This window comes from Streptomyces sp. NPDC042638 (assembly GCF_040647235.1).
Classification (GTDB): domain Bacteria; phylum Actinomycetota; class Actinomycetes; order Streptomycetales; family Streptomycetaceae; genus Streptomyces; species Streptomyces rameus.
The window spans coordinates 1-26,525 of the sequence record NZ_JBEZBT010000075.1 but is presented as its reverse complement, the minus strand read 5'-3'; the positions used below and the strand labels follow the sequence as shown (position 1 = coordinate 26,525).

25 protein-coding genes are annotated in these 26,525 nt (G+C 71.8%); 14 read left to right on the top strand and 11 right to left on the bottom strand.

All coding sequences use genetic code 11. The features are described from left to right. Positions 1-131 precede the first annotated feature (131 nt). Positions 132-1,421: a CBS domain-containing protein gene (locus AB0B40_RS34965; RefSeq protein ID WP_362267528.1), complete on the bottom strand. Its 1,290-nt coding sequence runs from the start codon at positions 1,419-1,421 to the stop codon at positions 132-134. Positions 1,422-1,626: 205 nt separating this feature from the next. Between AB0B40_RS34965 and AB0B40_RS34960 the strand changes: the two genes are divergently transcribed. Then, a complete protein-coding gene (locus AB0B40_RS34960; RefSeq protein ID WP_345055680.1) occupies positions 1,627-2,373 on the top strand; it encodes a hypothetical protein in 747 nt (248 codons plus the stop codon). 225 nt (positions 2,374-2,598) lie between these two features. On the opposite strand, the gene AB0B40_RS34955 is transcribed toward AB0B40_RS34960, so the two are convergent. Together AB0B40_RS34955 and AB0B40_RS34950 are read right to left on the bottom strand one after the other, a co-directional pair. Beyond that, on the bottom strand, positions 2,599-3,114 hold the full coding sequence (locus AB0B40_RS34955; RefSeq protein ID WP_345055678.1) for a hypothetical protein: 516 nt from the start codon (positions 3,112-3,114) through the stop codon (positions 2,599-2,601). 43 nt (positions 3,115-3,157) lie between these two features. Then, positions 3,158-4,282, bottom strand: coding sequence for a magnesium and cobalt transport protein CorA (locus AB0B40_RS34950; protein ID WP_345055677.1), 1,125 nt, complete (start codon positions 4,280-4,282; stop codon positions 3,158-3,160). Between the two features lie 512 nt (positions 4,283-4,794). On the opposite strand from AB0B40_RS34950, the gene AB0B40_RS34945 reads away from it, so the two are divergent. Then, a complete protein-coding gene (locus AB0B40_RS34945; RefSeq protein ID WP_345055675.1) occupies positions 4,795-5,379 on the top strand; it encodes a suppressor of fused domain protein in 585 nt (194 codons plus the stop codon). A gap of 53 nt (positions 5,380-5,432) precedes the next feature. Here the strand turns inward: AB0B40_RS34945 and AB0B40_RS34940 are convergent, their stop codons facing one another. Continuing rightward, on the bottom strand, positions 5,433-6,656 hold the full coding sequence (locus tag AB0B40_RS34940; protein WP_345055674.1) for an MFS transporter: 1,224 nt from the start codon (positions 6,654-6,656) through the stop codon (positions 5,433-5,435). 170 nt (positions 6,657-6,826) lie between these two features. Between AB0B40_RS34940 and AB0B40_RS34935 the strand changes: the two genes are divergently transcribed. The 3 genes from AB0B40_RS34935 (at position 6,827) to AB0B40_RS34925 (ending at position 9,178) form a co-directional block, all read left to right on the top strand. Beyond that, entirely contained in the window at positions 6,827-7,468 is a 642-nt protein-coding gene (locus AB0B40_RS34935) for a DUF6758 family protein (protein ID WP_345055673.1), read from the top strand. Between the two features lie 157 nt (positions 7,469-7,625). Next, complete coding sequence (locus tag AB0B40_RS34930) at positions 7,626-8,483, top strand: PHP domain-containing protein (RefSeq protein WP_362267525.1); 858 nt, start codon at positions 7,626-7,628, stop codon at positions 8,481-8,483. 89 nt (positions 8,484-8,572) lie between these two features. Beyond that, the gene (locus AB0B40_RS34925; protein ID WP_345055671.1) at positions 8,573-9,178 is read left to right on the top strand and encodes a MarC family protein; all 606 of its coding nucleotides are present in this window, start codon (positions 8,573-8,575) and stop codon (positions 9,176-9,178) included. Positions 9,179-9,234: 56 nt separating this feature from the next. Here the strand turns inward: AB0B40_RS34925 and AB0B40_RS34920 are convergent, their stop codons facing one another. Continuing rightward, a complete protein-coding gene (locus AB0B40_RS34920; protein WP_086805833.1) occupies positions 9,235-9,387 on the bottom strand; it encodes a hypothetical protein in 153 nt (50 codons plus the stop codon). A 207-nt stretch (positions 9,388-9,594) separates the two neighbouring features. Between AB0B40_RS34920 and AB0B40_RS34915 the strand changes: the two genes are divergently transcribed. Next, positions 9,595-10,500 carry an NYN domain-containing protein gene (locus tag AB0B40_RS34915; RefSeq protein WP_345055713.1) on the top strand — a complete coding sequence of 302 codons (906 nt, stop codon included), beginning with the start codon at positions 9,595-9,597 and terminating at the stop codon, positions 10,498-10,500. Positions 10,501-10,545: 45 nt separating this feature from the next. On the opposite strand, the gene AB0B40_RS34910 is transcribed toward AB0B40_RS34915, so the two are convergent. Together AB0B40_RS34910 and AB0B40_RS34905 are read right to left on the bottom strand one after the other, a co-directional pair. Then, a complete protein-coding gene (locus AB0B40_RS34910) occupies positions 10,546-11,445 on the bottom strand; it encodes an alpha/beta hydrolase (RefSeq protein ID WP_362267522.1) in 900 nt (299 codons plus the stop codon). Between the two features lie 168 nt (positions 11,446-11,613). Next, entirely contained in the window at positions 11,614-14,322 is a 2,709-nt protein-coding gene (locus AB0B40_RS34905; RefSeq protein ID WP_362267530.1) for a DEAD/DEAH box helicase, read from the bottom strand. Positions 14,323-14,816: 494 nt separating this feature from the next. Between AB0B40_RS34905 and AB0B40_RS34900 the strand changes: the two genes are divergently transcribed. Beyond that, positions 14,817-15,572 carry a ferritin-like fold-containing protein gene (locus AB0B40_RS34900; RefSeq protein WP_345056709.1) on the top strand — a complete coding sequence of 252 codons (756 nt, stop codon included), beginning with the start codon at positions 14,817-14,819 and terminating at the stop codon, positions 15,570-15,572. A 112-nt stretch (positions 15,573-15,684) separates the two neighbouring features. On the opposite strand, the gene AB0B40_RS34895 is transcribed toward AB0B40_RS34900, so the two are convergent. The 4 genes from AB0B40_RS34895 to AB0B40_RS34880 all read right to left on the bottom strand — a co-directional run bounded on the left by AB0B40_RS34895 (position 15,685) and on the right by AB0B40_RS34880 (position 17,537). Beyond that, complete coding sequence (locus AB0B40_RS34895; RefSeq protein WP_362267521.1) at positions 15,685-15,954, bottom strand: hypothetical protein; 270 nt, start codon at positions 15,952-15,954, stop codon at positions 15,685-15,687. A gap of 178 nt (positions 15,955-16,132) precedes the next feature. After that, the gene (locus AB0B40_RS34890; RefSeq protein WP_345056705.1) at positions 16,133-16,360 is read right to left on the bottom strand and encodes a DUF3107 domain-containing protein; all 228 of its coding nucleotides are present in this window, start codon (positions 16,358-16,360) and stop codon (positions 16,133-16,135) included. Positions 16,361-16,505: 145 nt separating this feature from the next. Next, positions 16,506-17,147, bottom strand: coding sequence for a TetR/AcrR family transcriptional regulator (locus tag AB0B40_RS34885; protein ID WP_345056703.1), 642 nt, complete (start codon positions 17,145-17,147; stop codon positions 16,506-16,508). 156 nt (positions 17,148-17,303) lie between these two features. Continuing rightward, on the bottom strand, positions 17,304-17,537 hold the full coding sequence (locus AB0B40_RS34880; RefSeq protein WP_345056701.1) for a hypothetical protein: 234 nt from the start codon (positions 17,535-17,537) through the stop codon (positions 17,304-17,306). Between the two features lie 197 nt (positions 17,538-17,734). On the opposite strand from AB0B40_RS34880, the gene AB0B40_RS34875 reads away from it, so the two are divergent. From AB0B40_RS34875 to AB0B40_RS34845, 7 genes are all read left to right on the top strand, one after another. Continuing rightward, positions 17,735-18,730: an alpha/beta hydrolase gene (locus tag AB0B40_RS34875; RefSeq protein WP_345056699.1), complete on the top strand. Its 996-nt coding sequence runs from the start codon at positions 17,735-17,737 to the stop codon at positions 18,728-18,730. Positions 18,731-19,329: 599 nt separating this feature from the next. Then, positions 19,330-20,562, top strand: coding sequence for a DUF3152 domain-containing protein (locus AB0B40_RS34870; protein ID WP_362267518.1), 1,233 nt, complete (start codon positions 19,330-19,332; stop codon positions 20,560-20,562). 57 nt (positions 20,563-20,619) lie between these two features. After that, entirely contained in the window at positions 20,620-20,715 is a 96-nt protein-coding gene (locus tag AB0B40_RS34865) for an Ms4533A family Cys-rich leader peptide (RefSeq protein WP_345056695.1), read from the top strand. A gap of 188 nt (positions 20,716-20,903) precedes the next feature. Then, entirely contained in the window at positions 20,904-22,622 is a 1,719-nt protein-coding gene (locus tag AB0B40_RS34860) for an ABC transporter substrate-binding protein (protein ID WP_345056693.1), read from the top strand. Between the two features lie 4 nt (positions 22,623-22,626). Next, the gene (locus AB0B40_RS34855; protein WP_362267516.1) at positions 22,627-23,739 is read left to right on the top strand and encodes an ABC transporter permease; all 1,113 of its coding nucleotides are present in this window, start codon (positions 22,627-22,629) and stop codon (positions 23,737-23,739) included. Further along, complete coding sequence (locus tag AB0B40_RS34850; RefSeq protein WP_345056689.1) at positions 23,736-24,734, top strand: ABC transporter permease; 999 nt, start codon at positions 23,736-23,738, stop codon at positions 24,732-24,734. Before AB0B40_RS34855 ends, AB0B40_RS34850 begins: the two co-directional genes overlap by 4 nt. After that, positions 24,731-26,359: an ABC transporter ATP-binding protein gene (locus AB0B40_RS34845; RefSeq protein ID WP_345056687.1), complete on the top strand. Its 1,629-nt coding sequence runs from the start codon at positions 24,731-24,733 to the stop codon at positions 26,357-26,359. The genes AB0B40_RS34850 and AB0B40_RS34845 overlap by 4 nt, the downstream gene beginning before the upstream one ends. The last annotated feature ends 166 nt before the right edge of the window (positions 26,360-26,525 follow it).

Sequence of the window (26,525 nt, the reverse complement as noted above, 5' to 3'; positions counted from 1 at the left end):
GGCCTAAGGCCTCGGGTTCCCACTCGGGCAGGATCCCCCGGCGCGGCGGGCGGGCGTTGTCCAGCCGCGCCCGGGGCCGGGGGGCGGCCGTGGCGCCCGCCGGACTGCGCTCGCGGTTCGCGGTCTCGCGCTCAGGAGCCATGGGTGGGCGCCTCCTCCCCGCCGTCCAGGTGGAACTCCGTCTCCCGCCAGTCGTCGGGCAGCATGTGGTCCAGCACGTCGTCCACGGTCACCGCGCCGAGCAGCGCGCCGGACTCGTCCACCACGGGCGCCGCCACCATGTCGTAGGTGGCGAAGAACCCGGCGATGACCGGCAGGGTGGCGTCCGGGTCCAGCGGCTGCAGATCGTCGTCCAGGACCGAGCTGACCAGGGTGTACGGAGGGTCGCGCAGCAGCCGCTGGAAGTGGACCGTGCCCAGGTACTTGCCGGTCGGGGTCTCGTCGGGCGGACGGCACACGTAGACCTGGGCGGCGAGGGCGGGGGAGAGGTCCGGGTTGCGGACCCGGGCGAGCGCGTCGGCGACGGTGGCGTCGGGCCGCAGCACGATCGGCTCCGTCGTCATCAGACCGCCGGCCGTGTGCTCCTCGTACGACATCAGGCGGCGCATGTCGGCCGCGTCGGCGGGCTGCATCAGGCTCAGCAGCCGCTCCTTGTCCTCCTCGGGCAGTTCGGAGAGCAGGTCGGCCGCGTCGTCCGGGTCCATCGCCTCCAGCACGTCGGCCGCGCGCTCCTCCTTGAGCTTGCCGAGGATCTCGATCTGGTCGTCCTCCGGCAGCTCTTCGAGGACGTCGGCGAGCCGGTCGTCGTCCAGGGCGGCGGCGACCTCGGTCCGCCGTTTCGAGGACAGGTGGTGCAGCACGTTGGCGAGGTCGGCGGGGCGCAGCTGCTCGAAGGTGGCGAGCAGGCTCTCGGCGCCCTGCCCGTGCTCCTCCAGGGAGAAGCCGGTGACGGCCGACCACTCGGCCGTCAGTGTCTCGCCCTTGGCCCGCCGGAAGGCGCTGCCCTTCCGGCCCTTGCGCAGGAAGACGCGGTCCACCTCCCAGTCCCGGCGGGCGGGCAGCTGCTGCACGGACATGTCGAGGACGGTGACCTCCTCACCGGTCTCCACCAGCGTCACGCGCCGGTCCAGCAGCTCGCCGAAGACCAGTCGCTCGGTGGGCCGCTGCTCGAAGCGGCGGACGTTCATGACGCCGGTGATGATGACCTGGCCGGACTCGATGCCGCTGACCCGGGTCATGGGCAGGAAGATGCGCCGCCGGGTGGACAGCTCGACGACCAGCCCGAGGACGCGTGGCGGCCGCCGGCCGACCCGGAGCATGACGACGACGTCGCGCACGCGGCCCACCTGGTCGCCGTTCGGATCGAAGACGGGGACCCCGGCGAGGTGCGAGACGAAGATCCGGGGGACGCCGGCTGCCATGGCTCTGCTTCCTTTGCCTGGGAATCGAGGGTGACTGTTGTGTGGGATTTGCTCGGGATTGCCCGCTCGGGTGCGCTTCAGGCTAGCCCGTACCGGTCGGATACGCCCTGGTGGGGAGTCCGTACGGACGGGCTCCGCCGGGCGGCCGGGGCACCGGTACGCTGCGGTACGCCGCTCAGGAACCGTCAGAAAGGCAGCTCCACCTGTGACTGCGATCTCCCAGGGCCGTACCCGCCGGACCGCGCTGGTGACCGCGACCTGCGCACTGGCCGTCACGGGAGCGATGGTGCTGTCGGCATGCGGCGGCGGTGACGATCCGGACGCGGGGACGAACGGTGTGGGCAAACTGCCCGCCGACAGGATCGAGGCGAGGACGCGGGCGGCGGCGGACGCGGCCCCTGCCGTACGGCTGTCCGGCACCGTGGTCACCAGTGGCCGTACGTACCAGCTGGACATGCAGCTCAAGACCGACGGCGGGAGCGGGTCGGTGACCTCCCAGGGGGCGACCTTCAAGCTGCTGCGGGTGGGCAAGGAGCTGTACCTGAAGGCCGACGCGGACTTCTGGAACCACGCCGACGGCAGTGACGGCGCCACGGGCAAGCTGGACGGCAAGTACGTGAAAGTCCCGCAGGGGGACCCGGCGTACAGGAAGTTCAGCGGGTTCACGGACAAGGGCGTCCTCCTCGACGGTCTGCTGACACTGCACGGCACGCTGGCGACGGAGGGCCACCACACCGACCAGTCGGGTACCCGCACGATCCGCATCACCGGCGACAAGGGCTCCGGCGGCACGCTGGACGTGTCCCTGGAGGGCCGGCCGTACCCCCTGCGCCTGGTCCGGGCCGGAGGCGCGGGGACGCTCGGCTTCGCGGACTGGGGCAAGGACTTCACCGTCAAGGAACCGGCCCCGTCGGACACGGTGGACTACGGCAAGCAGCTGCCGACGTCGTAGAGCCACGCCCGGGGCGTCGCGCCGAGCGCACGCAGGGCCCGCGAAGGGCCGCGCCGAGCGCACGCAGGGCCCGCGATGGGTCGCGCCGAGCCCGGCCCCTGAAGGGTCGCGCCGAGCCCATGTCGGGGCCGCCCGGGGGGTGTGCTCAGCCGCTGCGGTACGGCCAGGCGGTGCGGGGCTCCGCTCGGGCCTCCCCGCCCGGGTCCGAACCCGGGTTCCCGTCCGTCACTTCCTCTTGCGCCGCTTGAGCAGCAGCTTCGGCAGGCTCGCCGGTACCGGCCGGCGGGTCGTCGCCGGGGTCGGCAGCGGACGCTCGGCCAGGTCGCCGTCCGGTACCGGGGTCACGGTGCCCGTCGGCACCAGGCGGAGCACCCGGCACTCGCGGGCCCAGCGGGCCGGCATCTCCTCGCCGTCGGGGGCGTTCAGCCGCTTGCCCTTCAGCTCGGCGACCGTCGCCTCCCACTCCTCGGAGCCGGGCGCCGCTTCGCGCACGGCCACCGGGAACGTCACCAGCCGGCCGCCCTTGTCCTTGCTGCGCACGCTCACCTCGGCGTAACCGCCGTCGGCCAGCCCCTCCAGCGGCTGCTCGCCCGGCCCGCCGCCGACGACGCACACCGCGCCCTCGTGCCACACATGCCACAGCGCACGCGCGGCCGGTGCGGCGGCGCCCCGGACCCAGATGAGGCCGGACTTCTTCGAGGCCTCCTCGATGAGGGCCCGGTCGAGCAGCTCGCTTGTCATGCGCCCCAGCCTATCCAGGCCGGCCACGCACACCAGCGCACCCTCACAGCCAGCCGTTGCGCTTCAGCGTGCGGTGGATGCTCAGACACAGGACCACCGTGACCCCCATGATCACCGGGTAGCCGTACTTCCAGTGCAGCTCGGGCATGTGGTCGAAGTTCATGCCGTACACCCCGCACACCATCGTCGGTACGGCGATGATGGCCGCCCAGGCGGTGATCTTGCGCATGTCCTCGTTCTGCGCGACGGACGCCTGCGCCAGGTTCGCCTGGAGGATGGAGTTGAGCAGCTCGTCGAAGCCCACGACCTGCTCCTGGACCCGGGCGAGGTGGTCGGCGACGTCCCGGAAGTACTTCTGGATGTCCGGGTCGATCAGCCGCATCGGCCGCTCGCTCAGCAGCTGCATGGGCCGCAGCAGGGGTGCCACCGCGCGCTTGAACTCCAGTACCTCGCGCTTGAGCTGGTAGATGCGCGCCGAGTCCACACCGCGCGAGACCCCGCCCTTGCGGCCGGGTGAGAAGACCTCGGTCTCCACCTCGTCGATGTCGTCCTGGACGGCGTCGGCGACGGCGATGTAGCCGTCCACGACATGGTCGGCGATGGCGTGCAGCACGGCCGAGGGGCCCTTGGCGAGCAGCTCCGGGTCGTCCTGCAGCCGGTGCCGCAGGGCGCGCAGCGAGCCCTGGCCGCCGTGCCGCACGGTGATGAAGAAGTCCCGGCCGGTGAAGCACATGACCTCACCGGTCTCGACGACCTCGCTGTTGGCGGTGAGCCGGTCGTGCTCGACGTAGTGGATGGTCTTGAAGACGGTGAAGAGCGAGTCGTCGTACCGCTCCAGCTTGGGCCGCTGGTGCGCCTGCACCGCGTCCTCCACCGCCAGCGGGTGCAGCCCGAACTCGCCCGCGATACCGGCGAATTCGGCTTCGGTCGGCTCGTGCAGGCCGATCCAGACGAACCCGCCGTCGCGGCGCACCTGCCGCATCGCCTCCTGCGGGGTCGGCGGCTTGGCGCTCGGCACCCGGGCGCCGTCGCGGTAGACGGCGCAGTCGACGACGGCCGAGGGCGTCGCGGGGTCACGCGTGGTGTCGTACGACGCGCTGGTGTCCTTGCGCAGCGAGACGCGGGACGACGGGCGGACCACGGCACGCAGGTCGCGGATCATCGACATGGGCAGGCTCCTTCGCGGGCGGGCAGCGAAAGCGCACGGCAAGGGGTGGAACTACCCGGAATGGGGACGTCCTGCGGAGGTCTCCCCCGTTGGGTCAGGGGAGGGATGTTTGGCACGTCCACAAAGCGGGGAGCACCGCACCGTCGCGGTGGCGACTTCGCTACTGATGCAGAACTGATTCAGATCAGACAGATCAGGCAAAGCGAGACGAAGTGCTCTTCCGAACAGACGATGCTCAAAGGAAGGCGGCGGCCGGCCGGTACTACATCAGCAGCCGGAAGAGCGAGTGGTACTACCAGGTCGACTTCGATCCATGACAGCCCCACCTCCTCCGGCCGGTCCCTCGTAAGGGAGTCTCGTCGGCGTCGGGACCCGATAGCGACTCCCCCAGTGACTGAAGGATCTGGGGAGACCCCCAGGCGCGCTGCCCCGAACCACCGGCTCACAGTACCAGCCGCCCGTACTGTCAAGGCGACGCTTTGCTCGCTACTGACGAGTTCTATGCTCAGCGCATGGCTGATGTTCTTCCTCTGGTCGAGGCCCGGTTGAGTACCGCGCTCGGCGAACCGGACGCGCGGGCGGCGGTCACCTTCCTCGGCACGGACCGCATCGAGGTGCTCCGCTTCCAGGAGGGGGACGTCGTCAGGTACGCCACCCTCGGCATGTCCCGGCACCCCATGACGGACCCTACGGCGATGCTGGCCGACCCGGTCGAGGGCCCGCGCGCCGAACTGGTCCTGTCCGTCCGCGCCGGTCTCGCCGACACCGACAAGGTGCTCCGACCGCTGGCCGTTCTGGCCGCGACCCCGCAGGTGGAGGGCCTCGTGGTGGCCCCGGGCGCCTCCCTGGACGTGGGCGAGGCGCTGTGGCCCGGCGCCCTGTTCACCTCGGTGCTCGTGGGTGAGCCCGGCGGGCTCGTGGAAGATTTGGAGCTGGACGCCCCCATGGACCCCGTACGGTTCCTGCCGCTGCTGCCGATGACCCCCAACGAGGCCGCCTGGAAGCGCGTGCACGGCGCCCAGGCCCTCCAGGAGCGCTGGCTCGCGAACGGGACGGACCTGAGGGACCCGGCCCGCGGATCCGTCCCGCTGGACTGACCTCCGCCGTCCGCCGAGTGACTGACCTCACCTCAACGTAAGGCGGAATCCGGTCAGTTGGCGAAGACGCCGACCCCGTCCTCGGTCGCGTGCCCCGGCTCCAGCTCCTCCGCCTCGTGGGTGAGGGCCCGGCGCCGTACGACGACCACCGCGGCGCCCAGCACCGCGGTGACCGCGGCGACCACGAACGGGATGTGGATGTCGGTCCACTCCTCGATCTTCGGCGCGAAGTAGGGCGCCGCCGCGGCGGCGAACCACCGGACGAAGTTGTAGCCCGCGCTCGCCACCGGGCGCGGGGCGTCCGACACCCCGAGGGCGAGTTCGGTGTAGACGGTGTTGTTCACGCCGATGAAGGCACCGGACAGGATCGTGCAGACGACGGCGGCGGTGTGGCCGCCGTAGCCGAGGACGAGCACGTCCGCCGCGAGCAGCACCAGCGAGCCGCCGAGCACCTTCAGCGACCCGAACCGCGCCTGCATGCGGGGTGCGACGACCACCGAGAACAGGGCGAGCAGCACACCCCAGGCGAAGAACACGCCGCCCGACTTGTACGGGGTCATGTTCAGCACGAACGGGGTGAAGGCCAGCACGGTGAAGAACGTGTAGTTGTAGAAGAACGCCGATACGGCCGCCGAGGCGAGGCCGCCGTGGCCGAGCGCCTTGATCGGGTCGAGGACCGAGGTCCTGCGCGCCGGCCTGGGCTGCTCCTTCAGGAACGCCGTGATGCAGAGGAACCCGATGGCCATCAGGGCGGCGGTGCCGAAGAACGGGTAGCGCCAGCTGGCGTTGCCGAGCAGCGCGCCCAGCAGCGGCCCGCAGGCCATGCCGAGGCCGAGCGCGGACTCGTACAGCAGGATCGCCGCGGCGCTGCCGCCGGCCGCCGCGCCCACGATGACGGCGAGGGCGGTGGAGACGAAGAGCGCGTTGCCGAGCCCCCAGCCGGCCCGGAACCCGACGAGCTGGCCGACCGAGTCCGAGGTGCCGGCGAGCCCCGCGAAGACCACGACGAGCGCGAGGCCCGCGAGCAGGGTCTTCTTGCCGCCGACGCGGCTGGAGACGAAGCCGGTCAGCAGCATCGCGACGGCGGTGATCAGGAAGTACGAGGTGAAGAGCAGGGACACCTGACTGGCGGTGGCGTGCAGGCCCTGCGCGATCGACGGCAGGATCGGGTCGACGAGGCCGATGCCCATGAAGGCGACGACGGACGCGCCGGCCGTGGCCCAGACCGCCTTGGGCTGTCGCAGGATGCCGCCGGCACCCGCGTCGAAGGGGTCCATGTGCTTCTCCTGTCCTCACATAGGTAGTTGGGTTATACACATAATAAGTTAGCTCATCTAATTAATGCAAGATGCATCTATCGTGGCTGGTCGGCCCCGTGGTCGGGTCTTCCCTCCGGACGGGTGATCGTCCTTGACGTGGGCGGGCAGGGGTAGGACCGTGGAGCCCTATGAGGGGCGAACCCAGTTGCCCGAAGTGCGGTGGCCGGGTCAGGGCTCCCGGCCTCTTCGCCGATGCGTGGCAGTGCGACGAGCACGGCCCGGTGTATCCGCTGCAGCCCGTGATCCCGCCCAGCGTCGAGGCGCTCAACGTCGTCGTGCAGCGCACCCAGGTGCCGGTGTGGATGCCGTGGCCGCTTCCGGTCGGATGGCTGTTCACGGGTGTCGCGTACGCCGGGGACGACCGCAGCGGTGGCCGCGCGACCGCGGTGGCCTGCTCGGGCCCGGGGCCGCTCGGCGGCCCCGGCGAGCTGATCCTGATCGCCGAGGAACTGGGTGTCGGCCTCGGCGCGTGGTACGCCGGCATCGACGGCCCGGACCCGGGGTCGTACATGAACGTGGAGAAGCCGCCGCAGGCCAAGGTGCTCGCCGCCGGCCGCCCGACTCCGCTGTGGCACGTCTACCGCACCCCGGACGACCGGGCCGTCTTCGCGGGCGAGGCGCTCGGGATGTGGGTGTGGGCCGTGATGTGGCCCGAGCAGTCCGGCCTGCTCATGTACGACGAGCTGGTGCTGACCGATCTGCGGGACGCGGGGGCGGAGATAGACCTGGTGCCCTGCGGGGCGTTGTCGCCGCGCCTGCTCCGGCCGTGACGTCCGCCGGTCGCCGGTCGCCGGTCGTCGGTTCCGTGCACGGCGCCCGCGGAGGCGTCGGTAGGGGGCGCTGAGCGGTTGAGGCTGTGACAGGGGAGGGGGAAAACCCCGCTATCCTTAGGTGTCCCCTTCCCTTCCGTCCTCGCCTGGAGTCACCGTGCGCATCGATCTGCACTGTCACTCCACGGCCTCCGACGGTACGGACACCCCGGCCGAACTGGTGCGCAAAGCCGCCGCGGCCGGACTGGATGTCGTCGCGCTGACCGACCACGACACCACCCGCGGCCACGCCGAGGCGATCGCCGCGCTGCCCGAGGGGCTGACCCTGGTCACCGGCGCCGAGCTGTCCTGCCGGATCGACGGCATCTCCATGCACCTGCTGGCCTACCTCTTCGACCCCGAGGAGCCCGCCCTGCTCGCCGAGCGCGAGCTGGTCCGGGACGACCGGGTGCCGCGGGCCAAGGGCATGATCGCCAAGCTGAACGCGCTGGGCGTGCCGGTCACCTGGGAGCAGGTCGACCGGATCGCCGCCGGGGGTTCCGTCGGGCGTCCGCACGTGGCGACCGCCTTGGTGGAGCTGGGCGTCGTACCGACGGTGAGCGACGCGTTCACCGAGCAGTGGCTGGCGGACGGCGGGCGGGCCTTCGTGGAGAAGCACGAGACCGACCCCTTCGAGGCGATCCGGCTGGTCAAGGCCGCGGGCGGGGTCTGTGTGTTCGCGCACCCGGCCGCCGCCAAGCGCGGCCGTACCGTGCCGGAGTCCCGTGTCGCCGAGATGGCCGAGGCCGGTCTGGACGGCATCGAGGTGGACCACATGGACCACGACCTCGACGCCCGGGCCCGGCTGCGGGGTCTCGCGAAGGAGACGGGGCTGCTGGTCACGGGCTCCTCGGACTACCACGGCAGCCGCAAGACAGTGGCGCTCGGCGCTTACAGGACCGACCCCGAGATGTACGGGGAGATCACCCGGCGGGCCACCGGGGCGTTCCCGGTGCCGGGTACCGGCGGAGCCTGAGGCCCTCGGGGGCCGTTCCACGCAGGCTCACGCCGCCGCCTTCACGCCCGTTTCACTTCTTTTCTCCCAGCAAGGCCTGTAGCACGCCCATGTTCGACATCGCCATCTTCGGCTCCCTGTTCCTGACCCTTTTTGTCATCATGGATCCCCCTGGGATCACCCCGATCTTCCTCGCCCTGACCGCCGGACGGCCGGCCAAGGTCCAGAAGCGGATGGCCTTCCAGGCCGTCTGCGTGGCGGGCGGGGTCATCGCCGTCTTCGGCGTCCTGGGCCACCAGATCCTCGACTACCTGCACGTCTCCGTGCCCGCGCTGATGATCGCGGGCGGGCTGCTGCTCCTGCTGATCGCGCTGGACCTGCTCACCGGCAAGACCGACGAGCCGAAGCAGACCAAGGACGTCAACGTGGCGCTCGTGCCGCTGGGCATGCCGCTGCTGGCGGGCCCCGGCGCGATCGTGTCCGTGATCCTGGCCGTGCAGAAGGCCGACAGCGTGTCCACGCAGGTCTCGGTGTGGTCCGCGATCCTCGCGATCCATGTCGTGCTGTGGCTGGTGATGCGTTACTCGCTGCTGATCATCCGGGTCATCAAGGACGGCGGCGTGGTCCTGGTGACGCGCCTCGCGGGCATGATGCTCTCCGCGATCGCGGTCCAGCAGATCATCAACGGGGTCACTCAGGTGATCCGGGGGAGCTGAGCCCTCGTCGGCTCGGCTCCCCCGGAAAGCTTGAGTGGCTGCTGCCCGCGTGCGGGCTACGAGGCCGGGGTCTCGGCCGGACGGATCCACAGGCGCTGTCCTACGGCGGCGGCCTGTTGCACGATCCGGTTGACGGAGGCGGCGTCCACGACGGTGCTGTCCACGGTGGTGCCGTCGACCTCGTCGAGTCGCATGATTTCGAAGCGCATGGGCTTCTCCCTTCGTCTGGTCATCCTCCTGCGGAGAACTACTTGGAGTGACGCCCGTGTATCCGGCGTCGTACATAGTCAACGCGTCCTGTGTTACGAACATTCCCTACGCTAAAGAAATTTTTCGAACAACTAATTACTGACTGGTAAGCGGCGTGTGCTGAACCCACCGGGACCGGTTGTGTTCGGACTGTGACCACCGGGACAATGGAGGCGATGAACGACGACCTGGCCGCCCTGGGCGCCCGTATCGACCGCACGAACGAGCTGTTGGAACGCATGCTCGCCGAGGTCGCCAAGACGCCCTCGACCCACGCGATCTTCGTCGACGCGGGCTACCTGTACGCCGCCGCCGGCCGGCTGGTCGCCGGAACCGAGGACCGCCGCGCCTTCGACCTCGACGCCGAGGGGCTGATCGACGCCCTGATCGACAAGGCGCGCACGATCTTCGCGGACAGCCGGCTGCTGCGCGTCTACTGGTACGACGGCGCCCGCCGCCGCATCCACACCGCCGAGCAGCAGACCATCGCCGAACTGCCCGACGTCAAGGTCCGCCTGGGCAACCTCAACGCCAACAACCAGCAGAAAGGCGTTGATTCGCTCATCCGTTCGGACCTGGAGTCACTGGCGAGGCACCGCGCGATCAGCGACGCGGCCCTCCTCGGCGGCGACGAGGACCTCGTCTCGGCGGTCGAGGCGGCCCAGGGCTACGGCGCCCGCGTCCACCTCTGGGGCATCGAGGCGCCCGAGGGCCGCAACCAGGCCGAGCCGCTGCTCTGGGAGGTCGACAGCCAGCGCACCTTCGACCTGGAGTTCTTCAAGCCGTACGTCTCCCGGCGCACGGCCGCCGCGTACGACGCCACCGGCGCCACCCGCCCGAGCCGCGAGGACGTGCGCTTCGTCGGCGCCCAGATCGCGGCGCGGTGGCTCGCCTCCCGGGGCCGCGAAGCCCTCGTCGAACTGCTCCCCGGCCATCCCTACCTGCCCGGCTCCGTCGACCAGGACCTGCTGGTCGAGGCCGAGGAACTGCTCCAGTACTCCCTGCGCGGCCATGCGGACCTGCGGCGCGCCCTCAGGGACGGGTTCTGGGGGCATCTGCGGGCGCAGTACTAGCCGCCGCGCAGTACCGGCCGCCGGGCGCAGTACCGGCTGCCCGGTCTACGGCGCCGGCCTCTTCCGGCGCTCTGCCGGGACGCCGTCCCAGAAGTCGGCGAGCGCCCGGGCGGTCTCCAGGGGGCGGTCGGTGTTGGGTGAGTGCTCGGCGCCCTCGATGACCGTGCGCCGCGCCTTCAGCCGTACCGCCATGTCGTCGAGCAACGGCAGCGGCCAGGTGTCGTCCCGCGCGCCCGACAGCACGTGGAACGGCAGCCCAACGGCGGCCAGCTCCGCCACCCTGTCCGGCTCCGTGCACAACTGGCGCCCGGTCGCGAGGAGTTGGGCGGGCTTCGTGGCCAGCCAGCGGCGCCGCAGGTCGTCCTGGTCGTCCAGCCCGGCGTCGAGCGCGGGCGTGTCCGTCTCCTCCGGCGGCTCCATCGCCTGGATCGCCTCCCACACCTCCGCCATGCCGAGTACGGCGAGTGCGTCCCGGAGCAGCTTGACGCGCTCCTGCTGGGACGCGGAGATCTGCGCCGGCCCGGAGGACACCAAGGTGAGCGACAGGAAGGGCGCGTGGTCGAGCAGTACGGCCGCGCGCGTGATCTGACCGCCGAGGGAGTGCCCCAGCAGGTGCACCGGGCCGCCGACCGCCTCCGCCTGCGCGAGTACGTCCCGCGCCAACTCCTCCTGCGCGTAGGCCGACTCGTCCGTCACGGGCCCGTCCGACTCGAACTGGCCCCGGCCGTCCACGGCGACCGTCCGGTATCCACGCCCGGCGAGCGGCACGTGCAGCGCGTTGAAGTCCTCCTTGCTCCCGGTGAACCCCGGCAGCAACAGCGCGACGCCCCTGGGCTCCACACCGACGGCCACGGGAGCGTCCACCACGGCGAACTCGCCGCGAGCCGTCCGCAGGGGGTACGCGCGCGCACCGGCGGGCGGGACGAAGGTGACGGGCCTGCTCATGGGGGAGAGGCTATCGGGCCGGAGCGGGGCGGGGGCGTGCCGGGTGGGTGCGGGGCGGAGGCGGGCCGTGGGGACGGAGGCGGCCGGCCGGGAACGCCGATGGCCGGGTCCACCGTAGTGAACCCGGCCATCGGACCGGTCTGTGCCGCCGCGCAGGCGGCGCCCGGATCAGGCCTCGGGGGCCTCCACGGCCGCCGCGGCCTTGCGGGCCCGGCGCGGCTTGGGCGTCGTCTCGGCGCTCTCACCGGCCGCCTCGGCGGCCGACGCCGCCGTCTTGCGGGTCGTCCGGCGCCGCGGCTTGGCCTCCGGCTCCTCGGTGGCCTGCGCCGGAATCTCCGGAGCAGGCGCCTCGGCGACGGCCTTGCGGGTCCGTCGCGCCTTGGGAGCGGCGACCGCGTTCCCGTCGACCGCCTCCACGGCGGCGACCGCGGTCTTGCGGGTGCGGCGGGGCTTCGCTTCGGCTTCCGGTTCGGTGGTCTCCGGGGTGGTCGCGGCGGTCTTGCGGGTCCGGCGCGGCTTGGCCTCGGTGGCCTCGGCGGTGTCGACGGTGGCCTCGGCGGGTGCCGTGGTCTTCCGCGTGCGGCGGGGCTTGGGCTCCGTGCCTTCGGCGGTGTCGGCGGTGGCCTCGGCGGCGGCCGCGGTCTTGCGGGTGCGGCGGGGCTTCGCTTCGGCTTCCGGTTCGGTGGTCTCCGGGGTGGTCGCGGCGGTCTTGCGGGTCCGGCGCGGCTTGGCCTCGGTGGCCTCGGCGGTGTCGACGGTGGCCTCGGCGGGTGCCGTGGTCTTCCGCGTGCGGCGGGGCTTGGGCTCCGTGCCTTCGGCGGTGTCGGCGGTGGCCTCGGCGGCGGCCGCGGTCTTGCGGGTGCGGCGGGGCTTCGCTTCGGCTTCCGGTTCCGTGGTCTCCGGGGCGGTCGCGGCGGCCTTGCGGGTCCGGCGCGGCTTGGCCTCGGTGGCCTCGGCGGTGTCGACGGCGGCCTCGGCGGGTGCCGTGGTCTTCCGCGTGCGGCGGGGCTTGGTCTCGACGGGCTCGGCCGTGTCCACTGCCGCTTCCGCCTCGGTCACCGACTGGGCCGTCTTCCGCGTGCGGCGGCGCGGCTTGGTCTCCGCGACCGGCGCGGCCTCGGGCGCGGGCTCCGTCACCGGGGCGTCCGCGATCACGGGCTCGGTCACGGGCTCGGCCGCCGGCGACTTCGCGTCCGCCGGCTCGGCCACCGGGGTGTCCGCGACGGTGGGCTCGGTCGCCGCCGACTTCCGGGTACGGCGGCGGCGCGGCTTCTCCGGGGTCTCCAGGGTCGCCGGGGTCGCCGGGGTCTCCGCCGTCACCACCGTCTCGACGGGGGCGGTCTCGACGGGGGTGGTCTCGACGGCGGTCGTGGGCGTCACGGCGGCCGTCACCGGCTGCGCGGACGCTCCGCTGCGCGTGCGACGGCGGCGGCGCGGGGTGCGCGTCGCGGCCTGGGCCTCCTCCGTACCGGCGGTCTCGGCGACCGGCGCCGACCCGGCGAGGGAGGCGTCCACCGGCGCTCCGCCGCGGGTGCGGCGGCGACGGCGCGGCGTACGGGCCGGACGCTCACGCTCGGCCTCGGGCGCCGCAGCGCGGTCGTTGCGGTCACCGCGGTCGTTGCGGTCGTTGCGGTCACCGCGGTCGTTGCGGCCGCCACGGCCACGGCCGCGTGCGCCCCGTCCGCCGGTCTCGCCCAGGTCCTCCAGCTCCTCCGCGTCCAGACCGGCACGGGTCCGCTCCGAGCGCGGCAGGGTGCCCTTGGTGCCCTCCGGGATGCCGAGGTCGGAGAAGAGGTGCGGGGAGCTGGAGTACGTCTCCACCGGGTCGTTGAAGTCCAGCTGGAGCGCCTTGTTGATCAGCTGCCAGCGCGGGATGTCGTCCCAGTCGACGAACGTGATCGCCGTACCCTTGGCGCCCGCGCGGCCGGTCCGGCCGACCCGGTGCAGGTACGTCTTCTCGTCCTCGGGGGACTGGTAGTTGATGACGTGCGTGACGCCCTCGACGTCGATGCCGCGCGCGGCGACGTCGGTGCAGACGAGGACGTCGACCTTGCCGTTGCGGAACGCGCGCAGCGCCTGCTCGCGGGCGCCCTGGCCGAGGTCGCCGTGGACCGCGCCGGAGGCGAAGCCACGGCGCTCCAGCTGCTCGGCGATGTCGGCGGCCGTGCGCTTGGTGCGGCAGAAGATCATGGCCAGTCCGCGGCCGTCGGCCTGCAGGATGCGGGCGACCATCTCCGGCTTGTCCATGTTGTGCGCGCGGTAGACGAACTGCTTGATGTTCGCGACCGTCACGCCCTCGTCGTCCGGCGCGGTGGCGCGGATGTGCGTGGGCCGGGACATGTAGCGGCGCGCGAGGCCGATGACCGCGCCCGGCATGGTCGCCGAGAACAGCATGGTCTGCCGCTTGGCCGGCAGCATGTTGATGATCTTCTCGACGTCGGGCAGGAAGCCCAGGTCGAGCATCTCGTCGGCCTCGTCCAGCACCAGGCACTTGACGTGCTTCAGGTTCAGCTTCTTCTGGCCGGCGAGGTCGAGGAGGCGGCCCGGGGTGCCGACGACCACGTCGACGCCCTTCTTCAGGGCCTCGACCTGGGGCTCGTAGGCCCGGCCGCCGTAGATCGCCAGCACGCGCACGTTGCGGGCCTTGCCGGCCGTCAGCAGGTCGTTGGTGACCTGCGTGCACAGCTCGCGCGTGGGGACGACGACGAGCGCCTGCGGGGCGTCGGTCAGGGCCTCGGGGGCGGCGCGTCCGGCCTCGACGTCGGCGGGGACGGTGACGCGCTCCAGGAGGGGGAGGCCGAAGCCCAGCGTCTTGCCGGTACCGGTCTTGGCCTGGCCGATGACGTCCGTGCCGGAAAGGGCGACGGGAAGCGTCATCTCCTGGATGGGGAAGGGGTTGATGATGCCGACGGCTTCCAGGGCCTCGGCGGTCTCGGGGAGGATCCCAAGTTCACGAAACGTCGTAGTCAGGGTGCTGCCTCTTCTGTGTGCGCGGTGCGAGGCGAGCGCGGGGGTCATGTCTGACCGTGCCGGGGACGTCGGCCGCCGTACGGGCGAACCACTCGGGCAAGCCGTATGACACGGGACCTCTGCCGACGCTCTAGCGCTCGTACCGCTGAGGGTGTCCCTCCGGTCGTCGTACGTACTGCGTCGTACGGCCAGGGAGGGCTGTCAGGTCGGAGCCGATCGGGCCACCGACCGGGCATCCTCATGCGTGCGCCCTGTCCGGACACGTCGAACATCGTCGACGCACTCGGCAGGCGCATTACCACCATACCCCGGATTCCCGCACATGCGATGGCCGATTTGGTCACGTAGTCGTGGTCACAGTGATCGGCAAGGGACTCGGGGGAGCCGCCGAGCGGGCTATTGTGCGCCTCATGACTAGCTCTGACAAGCCTGAGAACGCGTCCGCCGAAGCCGCCGAACCCACCGGTGTCGCCGCCCAGGACTGGGCGCAGGCGTCCGCCGAGCCGCAGTACCGCGCCGCGGTCGTGGACCTGCTCGGCGCGCTCGCCTACGGGGAGCTGGCGGCGTTCGAGCGGCTCGCCGAGGACGCCAAGCTCGCGCCGACCCTCGCGGACAAGGCGGAGCTGGCGAAGATGGCCTCGGCCGAGTTCCACCACTTCGAGCGGCTGCGGGACCGGCTGGCCGAGATCGGCGAGGAGCCGACGGCCGCCATGGACCCCTTCGTGGCCGCGCTGGACGGCTTCCACCGGCAGACCGCGCCCTCGGACTGGCTGGAGGGTCTGGTCAAGGCATACGTCGGTGACTCGATCGCGAGTGACTTCTACCGTGAGGTCGCGGCCCGCCTCGACTCCGACACGCGCGAGCTGGTGCTCGCCGTGCTCGACGACACCGGGCACGCCGAGTTCGCGGTCGAGAAGGTGCGCGCGGCCATCGACGCCGACCCGCGTATGGGCGGCCGGCTGGCGCTGTGGGCACGGCGGCTGATGGGCGAGGCGCTGTCGCAGTCGCAGCGGGTCGTCGCCGACCGGGACGCGCTGTCCACGATGCTGGTGGGCGGTGTGGCCGACGGGTTCGACCTCGCCGAGGTCGGGAGGATGTTCTCGCGGATCACGGAGGCGCACACGAAGCGGATGGCCGCGCTGGGCCTGGCCGCCTGACGTCCGGCCCGGGGTACTTCACGGTTCGGGCCCGTTGTGGCCGCGTTGCGGCCCGTCGCACGGTTCCCGGAGCCCCCGCGCGGGCGCTGTCCGCTACGCCGTCGCTGGTCGTCTACGCCGTCGCTGATCGTCGGCGCAGGCGGCCGGCCGGGCGGAGGAGCAGGGACAGGGACGCCACCGAGATGACCGCGGCACCCAGGATGCTGAGTACGGCGGTGCCGGGGCCCAGCGCGGTGTGGGTGACGAAGTCCCCGAAGAGGGCTCCGGCGACGCCCGTCGCGTACACCAGCGGGCGGGTCGGCAGCCGGTGGCCGAGACGGTGCGCCGCCGCCCAGGCGAGGATCAGACCGAGCACGGCGGAGCCGAGCACTTCCAAGATCATGTCGAGGGTCCCTCCCACGGCCGGTCTGGCTCGACGGTCGTAGCCCGTCATACCCGTGACCTGCGGATTGCAATCATCCGCTGGGGAGAAGTTGTGCTCCGTCCGTGTACATCTCCAGGCACCGCCACACGGAAGGGCCCGGCGGCAACGGCCGCCGGGCCCTTCTGACGACTTCGGCTCAGAGCGTGCCGAAACCCACCTTGCGCACGGTCGGCTCGCCGATCTCCACGTACGCCAGACGGTCCGTCGGCACCAGGACCTTGCGACCCTTCTCGTCCTGGAGGCTCAGCAGCTGCGTCTTCCCGGACAGCGCGTCGCCCACCAGGCGCTCGACCTCCTCGACGCTCTGACCGCTCTCCAGAACGATCTCGCGGGGCGCGTGCTGCACGCCGATCTTGACCTCCACGGCTATGTCCCTCCGACGGTCAGTGATGTGCGCGATCATCGCGCCGTACTCCGCACACATTAGCCCGGTGAGGGGACGGACATGCTGCGGGCCGGAACGCCAGGAGCGAACACCGTGCGGGAATGAATCCGCGAGCGGGTGGCCGTCAGTGGTGCTCCGTGCCGTGCAGCGGGAATCCGGCGATGCCGCGCCAGGCCAGCGAGGCCAGCAACTGCACCGCCTGGTCGCGCGGGACACTGCGGTCGCTGTGCAGCCAGGAGCGGGCGACCACCTGAGCGAGTCCGCCGAGACCGGAGGCGAGCAGCATCGACTCCGCGCGCGAGAGGCCGGTGTCCTCGGCGATGACGTCGCAGATCGCCTCGGCGCACTCGTTGGTGACCTTGTCCACGCGCTCACGCACCGCGGGCTCGTTTGTCAGGTCGGACTCGAAGACCAGCCGGAAGGCTCCGCCGTCGTCCTCCACGTACGCGAAGTAGGCGTCCATCGTCGCCCGGACGCGCTGCTTGTTGTCGGTCGTCGACGCCAGCGCGCTGCGCACCGCCCGGATCAGCGACTCGCAGTGCTGGTCCAGCAGGGCGAGGTAGAGGTCGAGCTTGCCGGGGAAGTGCTGGTACAGCACCGGCTTGCTCACACCGGCGCGCTCGGCGATGTCGTCCATCGCCGCCGCGTGGTAGCCCTGCGCGACGAAAACCTCCTGAGCGGCGCCCAGCAGCTGGTTCCGCCGGGCACGGCGCGGCAGACGGGTGCCGCGTGGGCGTGCCGCCTCAGTTTGCTCGATGGCTGTCACGCCGCCTCCCAATGTCGTCCACATGCGGTGTCGGCCGCGCGGCCATCGTACTTTTCGGTAACCGTGGTGTGCGCGGTGCGAGCGCAGAATTTCACGTACCGGACGGCGGCGAAAGCCGTGCGGCACCCCAGGGGCGGCCGGACGGGTCCCGCGAGGTCAGCGGTAGTCGTCCTCGTCGGGTGGGACCACGCGCGCCTGTTCGATGAGATCGGCCTCGTTCCCACGGTCCGGGTCCACGTCCGTCAGCGGGTCGTCGCGTTCCGGCGCGATCTCCGTGTGCTGCTCGGCAGCGTCCACCTCGGGTGCCTCGACGTCGAACTCCGGCGTCGTGCCGGCCGCCGGGTCGTCGATGTCCTCGATCGCGTCGGGCTCGATGGGGTCATAGGCCATGGTGGGCTCCCTTCCTCCGGACGTCCCTGGAAGCGGCAGGGGCCACACGCGGGTGCCCTCTGTACGAGCCTAGGAGACAGCTGATCGGGACGCCATGCCATCAGGCCCGTCGGCTGACCGGTTCTCCGGATGCGCACGGCTCAATCTGTGACGGCGAACACACGAACCCCGACGTGATCACCTCGTAACATTGCCGCATGTCTTCGACCGAGTCGCCGTCCGTGTCGGCCGCCAGTGTGCTCCCCAGGGTGGCGCCCGTCCGGGTCGGTGAGGGTGAGCGGCTGCGGTCCGTGGGCCTTCCCGGCGTCACCCTGTCGATCCGTTCCCGGCCTCCCGCGCGCGAGGGCCTGCCGCCCGCGCTGTACGTCCACGGGCTGGGCGGCTCCTCGCAGAACTGGTCGTCGCTCATGGCCGAGCTGGACGGCGTCGTCGACGGCGAGGCGGTCGACCTGCCGGGCTTCGGCGACTCACCGCCCCCGGACGACGGCGACTACTCCGTCACCGGGCACGCGCGCGCGGTGATCCGTCACCTCGACGCGGCCGGCCGGGGTCCGGTCCACCTCTTCGGCAACTCTCTCGGCGGCGCGGTCGCCACGCGCGTGGCCGCCGTACGCCCCGACCTCGTCCGCACGCTCACACTGGTCTCGCCCGCCCTGCCGGAGCTGCGTATCCAGCGCACCGCGGTGCCGACGGGACTGCTCGGCGTGCCCGGGATCGCCGCCCTGTTCACCCGGTTCACCAAGGAGTGGACGGCCGAGCAGCGGGTGCGCGGTGTCATGGGGCTCTGCTACGGCGACCCCGGCCGGGTCTCGCCGGAGGCGTTCTCGCACGCCGTGGAGGAACTGGAGCGGCGGCTGCAACTGCCGTACTTCTGGGACGCGATGGCCCGCTCCGCGCGCGGGATCGTCAACGCCTACACGCTCGGCGGACAGCACGGGCTGTGGCGCCAGGCCGAGCGGGTGCTGGCCCCCACCCTGCTGGTCTACGGCGGCCGGGACCAGCTGGTCGGCTTCCGCATGGCCCGCAAGGCGGCCCGTGCCTTCCGCGACTCCCGCCTGCTGACCCTGCCGGACGCCGGGCATGTGGCGATGATGGAGTACCCCGAGGTGGTGGCCGACGCGTTCCGGGAACTCCTGGCGCGGGCGGCCGACTCCGCCGACGGCGTCGCCGCCGGCGTGGGTGCGGGGAGCTGAGGGCAGGGGTGGGACGTCACAGCCGCCGCGGACCGGCTCCGAAGAGCGATTCCGCGGAGATAACCGCACAGCGGGAGAACCAGGGCAGCGGACGGGGCGCGGCACGCCCCGCCGGTCAGGGAGACGAGACACCCCAGCTGTCGGAGAACACTCCGGCACACCGCACGCCCAGGCTTGCCGACGGCACTCCTGCGCAAGGGACGCCGGAGCTTTCCGGCGGTGCTCCCGCGCGCGGCAGGTCCGGGCTTCCGGACGGTGCTTCTGCGCAGGGGGCGTCGGGGGCTTCCGGCGGTGCTCCGGCGCGCGGCAGGTCCGGGCTTCCGGACGGTGCTTCCGTGCAGGGGGCGTCGGGGGCTTCCGGCGGTGCTCCGGGTCGCGGTGTGCGCCGGTTGCCTGACGGTACGGGGGCGCGTGGTGCGTCCCGGCTTCCCGACGGCACGGCCGCGCGGGGCACGTCCGGGCTGCCCGACGGTGTTCCCGCGCGCGGCAGGTCCGGGGTTCCCGGCGGTGCTCCGGCGCGCGGCAGGTCCGGGCTTCTTCCGGACGGTGCTGCTGCGCAGGGGGCGCCGGGGGCTTCCGGCGGCGCGCTCGAGCGCGGTGTGCCGGGTTCGCCGGAGGGCGCTCCCGCGCGGGACGGGCATCCCGAGCAGCGGGAGGCCGGAGGCGGCTGGGGAGAGTTCGCCGGGCGGCAGACCGGTGCCGGTGGACCCGGCGCCGCCGGGCGGGCGGCCGGTAACGGCAGGTCCGGTGTGGTGCTCCCGCGGCAGCGGCAGGCGCGGCCGGGCGGACCGGGGCGCGGCCCTGGACCCCGGCAGGACTACCTCGACGCCTTCGACGGCGGCGACGGCGACTCCCGGAGCGTCAGGGGCACCGAGGTTGCCGGGGACGCCCGGAACGCCCCGAACACCGGGGAGGCCGGGGACACCGGCGTCCTCGCCGCCGGTGCGGGCCGGACGCGCCGTGTCGACGGCCGGCCGGCCGAGGCGCAGCAGGATCCCGTCGCCGCGGCGGACGGCGCCGGTGTGCCCGCGCAACGGGGCGCGAACAAGGGGTGGGCCCTCACCGGCATCGCGGCGGCTGCCGTCACCACCGTCCTCGCGGTGGTCGTCGCCGGTCAGGTGACCAAGGGGCGCGCCGACGGCGACGACCGGTCGGGGTCCGCCGCCGGCCGGGCCCACGACACGCGGACCTCCGGCGAACCGGCGCCCTCCGCCCCGCCGAGCGCGCTGACGCTGACGTACGACCAGAAGATGGCCAAGAAGTACCCCCTCGGCGCCAAGCTGACCGGGTCGGGGAAGTTCGACGCGGTGCCCGGTCTCGACAGGGCACCCGGCCCCGGGCAGAAGTACCGGTACCGCGTCGATGTCGAGCAGGGGCTGGGACTGGACGGCGCGCTCTTCGCCGAAGCCGTGCAGAAGACCCTGAACGACAAGCGCAGCTGGGCCCACGGGGGTGCCCTCGCCTTCGAGCGCGTCTCCTCCGGCAAGCCCGACTTCGTGATCACCCTGGCCAGCCCCGGTACCACCGTCAAGTGGTGTGCCAAGTCCGGCCTGGACACCCTGGAGGAGAACGTCTCCTGCGACTCGGCCGCCACCGAACGCGTCATGATCAATGCGTACCGGTGGGCTCAGGGCAGCCAGACGTACGGTGACCGGATCCATGCCTACCGGCAGATGTTGATCAACCATGAAGTCGGGCACCGGCTCGGCCACGGACACGTCAGCTGCCAGAAGGACGGCGCGCTGGCGCCCGTCATGCAGCAGCAGACGAAGTTCCTGGACCACGACGGAATCCACTGTCGTCCCAACCCGTGGCCCTATCCCAGCAGTTGACGGACACCGCTTATGTCACATTGACATAAGCCCGTCCGGTCGTTCATATTTCTGCGCATGTGGTCCCGTCATGCCGTCCGTGCGAGCGCAGCCTTCGAGCTGGCGCTCATCGGCGTGACCGCACTCTGCGTGGCCGACATCCACTGTCGCTGACGCCGCCTGCCCGGCGTTCGCGTCGCGACCTCTTCCCTTCGTGCCCGTGACCGTGTCACGGACTTTTCGACGACCCGACGCCGGGGCCGACGTCTGTCCGCAGTCGTCTCACTCCTCGTTCACACGTCTCAGTTATCGAGAAACCCTCGATCAACCACGACTCGTCACCCCGAGAGGTCGTCATTCCGATGCGTCAACCGTCCGTCATAGCGCGCCGCGTGGCAGCGGCATCCGTCAGCCTGGTCGTGGCAGCGGGCGCCGCCGCCTGCGGCCCGAAGGACAGCGATGCCAAGGGCTCCGGTGGCGACTCCACGCCCCACAAGGGCGGCACGCTCACGGTCCTGAACTCCGAGCCGCAGAGCGACTTCGACCCCGCGCGTCTGTACACCTCCGGCGGTGGAAACGTTCCCTCGCTCGTCTTCCGCACCCTCACCACGCGCAATCGCGAGAACGGCGCGGCCGGCGCCCAGGTCGTCCCGGACCTCGCCACCGACACCGGGCGCCCCAACAAGGACGCGACCGTGTGGACGTACACCTTGAAGAAGGGCCTGAGGTACGAGGACGGCACGCCGATCACCTCGGCCGACATCAAGTACGGCATCGAGCGCTCCTTCGCCCCCGAACTCTCCGGCGGCGCCCCCTACTTGCGCGACTGGCTGGTCGGGGCCGCCCACTACCAGGGGCCGTACAAGGACAAGAAGGGACTGCCGTCGATCGAGACGCCGGACTCCCGGACCATCGTCTTCCACCTGGACAAGCCCGAGGGCGAGTTCCCGTACCTCGCCACGCAGACGCAGTTCACCCCGGTGCCCAAGGGCAAGGACACGGGCACCAAGTACGAGTCGCACCCCGTCTCGTCCGGCCCCTACAAGGTCGTCAAGAACGAGAACGACGGCGAGCACCTCGTCCTGGAGCGCAACCCGAACTGGTCGGCGGCGACCGACGCCGAGCGCAAGGCGTACCCGGACACGATCGACGTGCGCTCCGGCCTCGACTCCTCGGTGATCAACCAGCGGCTGTCCGCGTCCCAGGGACCTGACGCCGCCGCAGTCACCACGGACACCAACCTCGGCCCGGCCGAACTCGCCAGGGTCAGCGGTGACAAGAAGCTGGCCGCGCGCGTGGGCACCGGCCACTTCGGCTACACGAACTACATCGCCTTCAACCCGACCGTGAAGCCGTTCGACGACCCCAAGGTGCGCCAGGCCGTCGCGTACGCCCTCGACCGGTCCTCCGTGGTCAACGCGGCCGGCGGCAGCGCCCTCGCCGAGCCCGCGACCACCTTCCTGCCCGATCAGAAGTCCTTCGGCCACACGCCGTACGACCCGTTCCCGGCGGGCGAGTCCGGCAACCCGGCGAAGGCCAGGGAGCTGCTGAAGCAGGCCGGCCACGGCAACGGGCTGACCATCACCCTCACGCATTCCAACGACAAGAACTTCGAGACCAGCCCGGAGATCGCCACCGCCGTCCAGGACGCGCTCAAGAAGGCCGGCATCACGGTCAGGCTGCAGGGCCTGGAGGACAACGACTACCGGGACAAGATCCACAGCGTGAAGACCGAGCCGGGGTTCTTCCTCGCCCACTGGGGCGCAGACTGGCCGTCCGGCGGTCCCTTCCTCGCTCCCATCTTCGACGGACGGCAGATCGTCAAGGACGGCGCGAACTTCAACACGGGCCTGCTGAACGACAAGTCGGTCAATGATGAGATTGACGCGATCAACAAGTTGACCGACCTCGACGCCGCCGCCGCGCGGTGGGGCGCGCTGGACAAGAAGATCGGCGAGAAGGCCCTCGTCGTGCCGCTGTTCCACCCGGTCTACAAGCGTCTGTACGGCGAGGACGTCAAGAACGTCGTCATCAGCGACTGGACCGGTGTCCTGGACATCTCCCAGGTCGCGGTGAAGTAGCGCCGTGAGCGAGGCACGTGCCGCCGTCGAGCCCGCCGGGACGGACACCACCGTCCCGGCGGCCTCGGGGGCACATCAGTTCTGGCGGCGGCTGCGGGCGCAGCGCGCCGCCCTGGCCGCCGCGACCGTCGTCGCGCTGCTCGTCCTGGTCGCGCTCGCCGCGCCGCTGCTCACCGCCCTGGAGGGCCAGGACCCCACCTCCTACCACCCGGCCCTGATCGACTCCGCGCGCGGGGGCGTGCCCATCGGCTCCTTCGGCGGTGCCGGCGCCGACCACTGGCTGGGTGTCGAACCGCAGACCGGACGCGACCTGTTCGCCCGGCTCGTGTACGGGGCGCGTGTGTCGCTGGGGGTCGCGCTGGCCGCGACGGTGGTGCAGGTCGCCATCGGTGTCACGGTCGGTGTGGCCTCGGCGCTGGGAAACCGCTGGGTTGATCAACTGTTGAGCCGGGCAACGGACATCATCGTCTCCATGCCACTGATGATCATGTCGCTGGCACTGCTGGCGATCGTGCCGTCGAGCGTCCCGCGGCCCGTCCTGGTCACCCTTGTCATCGGCCTGATCGCCTGGGGCAACATCGCCAAGATCGTGCGCGCGCAGACCCTGTCGCTGAAGGGGCTCGACTATGTCTCCGCCGCCCGGCTGAGCGGCTGGAACACCTGGCGGATCGCCTGCCGCGAACTGCTCCCCGGGCTGGCCGCGCCGGTCATCACCTACGCGGCGCTGCTCGTCCCCATCAACATCTCCGTCGAGGCGGCGTTGTCCTTCCTCGGTGTCGGCGTCAAACCGCCCACGCCCTCCTGGGGGCAGATGCTCACCGCCGCCGACGTCTGGTACCAGGCCGCGCCGCAGTACCTGCTGCTCCCGGCCGGGGCCCTGTTCGTCACCGTCCTCGCCCTCACCGTCTTCGGCGACGGCGTGCGCGCCGCCCTGGACCCACGCGCCGCCTCCCGCCTGCGCATCGGCACCGGCCGCCGGGACAAGACCGGCAAGACCGGCGAGACCAGTGGGGCCGACAAGGCCGCGGCCGACCGGGGCGCGGACACCGCCGGAAACAGCGCCGGAAGTCCGAACAGCGCCGGAAGTCCGAACAGCGACAAGGAGGCGACCGTATGAGCGGCTTCGGTGGATTCCTGCTGCGCCGGGCCGTCGGCACGGTGATCACCCTGCTCGCCATCTCGGTGATCGTCTACGTCGTGTTCTACGCCACCCCCGGCAACGTCGCCCAGATCACCTGCGGCACGCGCTGCTCGCCGGAACAGGTGCACCAGGTCGCCCTGCAGCTGAACCTCGGTGACCCCCTCTACGTGCGTTACTGGCACTTCCTGGAGGGGCTCCTCGTGGGCCGGGACTTCTCCACCGGCACCTCCGTGGAGCACTGCGCGGCGCCCTGCCTGGGCCAGTCGTACCAGAGCGACCGGCAGGTCATGGACATCATCCTGACCAAGCTGCCCGTCAGCCTCTCGCTCGTCCTCGGGGCCATGGTGCTGTGGCTCCTGCTCGGCGTCGGCACCGGCGTGCTCTCCACCTGGCGGCGCGGCCGGCTCAGCGAGCGCGTCCTGACCGCGATCACCCTGGCGGGCACGGCCACGCCGGTGTTCGTCATCGGCCTGGTCCTGATGATCGTCGTCTGCGGCGAACTGCAACTGCTGCCCTTCCCGCAGTACGTGAACCTCACCGACGACCCCGAGCAGTGGGCGTGGAACCTCCTGCTGCCCTGGCTCTCGCTCGCCCTGATCGAGGCGGCGGCCTTCGCCCGCCTGACCCGCTCCGCCATGCTGGAGACGCTCGCCGAGGACCACATCCGCACCTTCCGGGCGTACGGCGTCGGCGAGCGTGCCGTCGTGGGGCGGCACGCGCTGCGGGGCGCGTTCGCGCCCGTCATCGCGCTGAACGCCAACAACGTCGGCTCCGCCGTCGGCGGCGCCGTCCTCACCGAGACCCTCTTCGGCCTGCCGGGCATCGGCCAGGAGCTGGTGCACGCGGTGAAGGTCGTCGACCTGCCGGTGGTCGTCGGCATGGTCCTGGTCATCGGCTTCTTCGTAGTCCTCGCCAATGCCGCCGCGGACGTCCTGTACGCGGTGGCCGACCGACGGGTGGTGCTCGGATGAGCCTGGTGGAAGTGACGGACCTGACCGTCGAGTTCGGCTCCCTGCGCGCCGTCGACGGGCTCTCCTTCAGCCTGGCGAAGGGCGCCGCCCTCGCCCTGGTCGGCGAGTCCGGCTCCGGCAAGTCCACGGTCGCCGGCGCCCTGCTGGGTCTGCACCGGGGCACCGGAGCCCGGGTCGAAGGGTCGGTACGGGTGGCCGGCACCGATGTCCAGGCGGCCTCCGACGAGGAACTGCGCCGGCTGCGCGGCGCCAAGGCCGCCATGGTCTTCCAGGATCCGCTGTCCTCGCTCGACCCGTACTACGCGATCGGCGACCAGATAGCCGAGGTGCACCGCGTCCACACGCGGGTGTCACGGCGTGCCGCACGCGCGCGTGCCGTCGAGGTGCTGGAGCGGGTCGGCATCCCGGACGCTCAGCGGCGCTCCCGGTCTCGCCCGCACGAGTTCAGCGGGGGCATGCGCCAGCGCGCGCTCGTCGCCATGGCCCTCGCCTGCGAGCCGGACCTGCTGATCGCCGACGAGCCGACCACCGCCCTCGACGTCACCGTCCAGGCCCAGATCCTCGATCTCCTGCACGCGCTGCGCGAGGAGACCGGCATGGGCCTGCTGCTCGTCACCCATGACGTGGGCGTGGCCGCCGAGAGCGCCGACGACATCCTCGTCATGCGGCACGGCAGGGCCGTCGAGCGCGGCCCGGTCGGCGCGGTCCTCGCCGCGCCCGCCGAGGCGTACACGCGCCGGCTGCTCGACGCCGTTCCGCGCGTGGACGCCCGCCGGACCGGCTCCAGGGCCACCGACGAGGTGGTGCTGGAGGCCACCGGGGTGCGGCGCGAGTTCGGGCGCGGCAAGCGGGCGTTCGCCGCTGTGGACGACGTCTCGGTGACCGTCCGGCGCGGGGAGACCCTGGGCGTGGTCGGAGAGAGCGGCAGCGGCAAGACCACGCTCGGCCGCATGCTGGTCGGACTGCTGGAGCCGACCGCCGGCGGGATCCGCTACGAGGGGAACCCGCACACCGGCGTGAACCCGGCCGTCCAGATGGTCTTCCAGGACCCCGTCTCCTCCCTCAATCCCCGCCGCAGCGTGGGCGAGTCCATCGCCGACCCGCTCCGCGCGCGCGGGTCGGGGTTCCCGTGGGGGCGAAGCCGTGCGTGGGGGAGCGACGAGGGTCGTGTCCGGGGGCGCGTGACGGAACTGCTGGAGCGCGTGGGGCTCGACGCGGCGCACTACGACCGCTACCCGCACGAGTTCAGCGGGGGACAGCGCCAGCGCATCGGCATCGCCCGGGCGCTCGCCGCGGACCCGCGCGTCATCGTCTGCGACGAGCCCGTCTCCGCGCTCGACGTCACCACCCAGGCCCAGGTGGTCGCGCTGCTCGGCGAACTGCAACGGGAACTCGGCCTCGCGCTCGTCTTCATCGCGCACGACCTCGCCGTCGTCCGTCAGGTCAGCGACCGGGTCGCCGTCATGCGGCGCGGGCGGCTGGTCGAGTACGGGCCCGCCGACGAGGTCTACGACAGCCCGCGCGAGCCGTACACCAAGCAGCTCCTGGCCGCCGTACCCGTGCTCGATCCGGAACTGGCGGCCCGCCGCCGCACCGCCCGGCGCGAACCGGCGGCGGTCTTGTGAGACGGACCGCCCTGCGTCACGCGGACTCGGCCCGGCGCCTCCTGGAAACCGGACGACGCCCTAGCGGCAGGCTGAGCCGTCCCTCTGATCCTTAGCGCGACAGAACGCCACCCGCACGGCCATCAAGGAGTCCAACGAGCTGCGCGGCAAGCTCTCCTGGGCCCAG

What these genes read in the sequence shown, in the direction of transcription:
- AB0B40_RS34910 (WP_362267522.1), bottom strand. Translation starts at nt 11,445, where the DNA reads ATGAGCAGGCCCGTCACCTTCGTCCCGCCCGCCGGTGCGCGCGCGTAC.
- AB0B40_RS34845 (WP_345056687.1), top strand. Translation starts at nt 24,731, where the DNA reads ATGAGCCTGGTGGAAGTGACGGACCTGACCGTCGAGTTCGGCTCCCTG.
- AB0B40_RS34955 (WP_345055678.1), bottom strand. Translation starts at nt 3,114, where the DNA reads ATGACAAGCGAGCTGCTCGACCGGGCCCTCATCGAGGAGGCCTCGAAG.
- AB0B40_RS34880 (WP_345056701.1), bottom strand. Translation starts at nt 17,537, where the DNA reads ATGGCCTATGACCCCATCGAGCCCGACGCGATCGAGGACATCGACGAC.
- AB0B40_RS34945 (WP_345055675.1), top strand. Translation starts at nt 4,795, where the DNA reads ATGGCTGATGTTCTTCCTCTGGTCGAGGCCCGGTTGAGTACCGCGCTC.
- AB0B40_RS34950 (WP_345055677.1), bottom strand. Translation starts at nt 4,282, where the DNA reads ATGTCGATGATCCGCGACCTGCGTGCCGTGGTCCGCCCGTCGTCCCGC.
- AB0B40_RS34925 (WP_345055671.1), top strand. Translation starts at nt 8,573, where the DNA reads ATGTTCGACATCGCCATCTTCGGCTCCCTGTTCCTGACCCTTTTTGTC.
- AB0B40_RS34905 (WP_362267530.1), bottom strand. Translation starts at nt 14,322, where the DNA reads ATGACGCTTCCCGTCGCCCTTTCCGGCACGGACGTCATCGGCCAGGCC.
- AB0B40_RS34935 (WP_345055673.1), top strand. Translation starts at nt 6,827, where the DNA reads ATGAGGGGCGAACCCAGTTGCCCGAAGTGCGGTGGCCGGGTCAGGGCT.
- AB0B40_RS34860 (WP_345056693.1), top strand. Translation starts at nt 20,904, where the DNA reads ATGCGTCAACCGTCCGTCATAGCGCGCCGCGTGGCAGCGGCATCCGTC.
- AB0B40_RS34965 (WP_362267528.1), bottom strand. Translation starts at nt 1,421, where the DNA reads ATGGCAGCCGGCGTCCCCCGGATCTTCGTCTCGCACCTCGCCGGGGTC.
- AB0B40_RS34915 (WP_345055713.1), top strand. Translation starts at nt 9,595, where the DNA reads ATGGAGGCGATGAACGACGACCTGGCCGCCCTGGGCGCCCGTATCGAC.
- AB0B40_RS34895 (WP_362267521.1), bottom strand. Translation starts at nt 15,954, where the DNA reads ATGATCTTGGAAGTGCTCGGCTCCGCCGTGCTCGGTCTGATCCTCGCC.
- AB0B40_RS34865 (WP_345056695.1), top strand. Translation starts at nt 20,620, where the DNA reads ATGTGGTCCCGTCATGCCGTCCGTGCGAGCGCAGCCTTCGAGCTGGCG.
- AB0B40_RS34940 (WP_345055674.1), bottom strand. Translation starts at nt 6,656, where the DNA reads ATGGACCCCTTCGACGCGGGTGCCGGCGGCATCCTGCGACAGCCCAAG.
- AB0B40_RS34850 (WP_345056689.1), top strand. Translation starts at nt 23,736, where the DNA reads ATGAGCGGCTTCGGTGGATTCCTGCTGCGCCGGGCCGTCGGCACGGTG.
- AB0B40_RS34875 (WP_345056699.1), top strand. Translation starts at nt 17,735, where the DNA reads ATGTCTTCGACCGAGTCGCCGTCCGTGTCGGCCGCCAGTGTGCTCCCC.
- AB0B40_RS34920 (WP_086805833.1), bottom strand. Translation starts at nt 9,387, where the DNA reads ATGCGCTTCGAAATCATGCGACTCGACGAGGTCGACGGCACCACCGTG.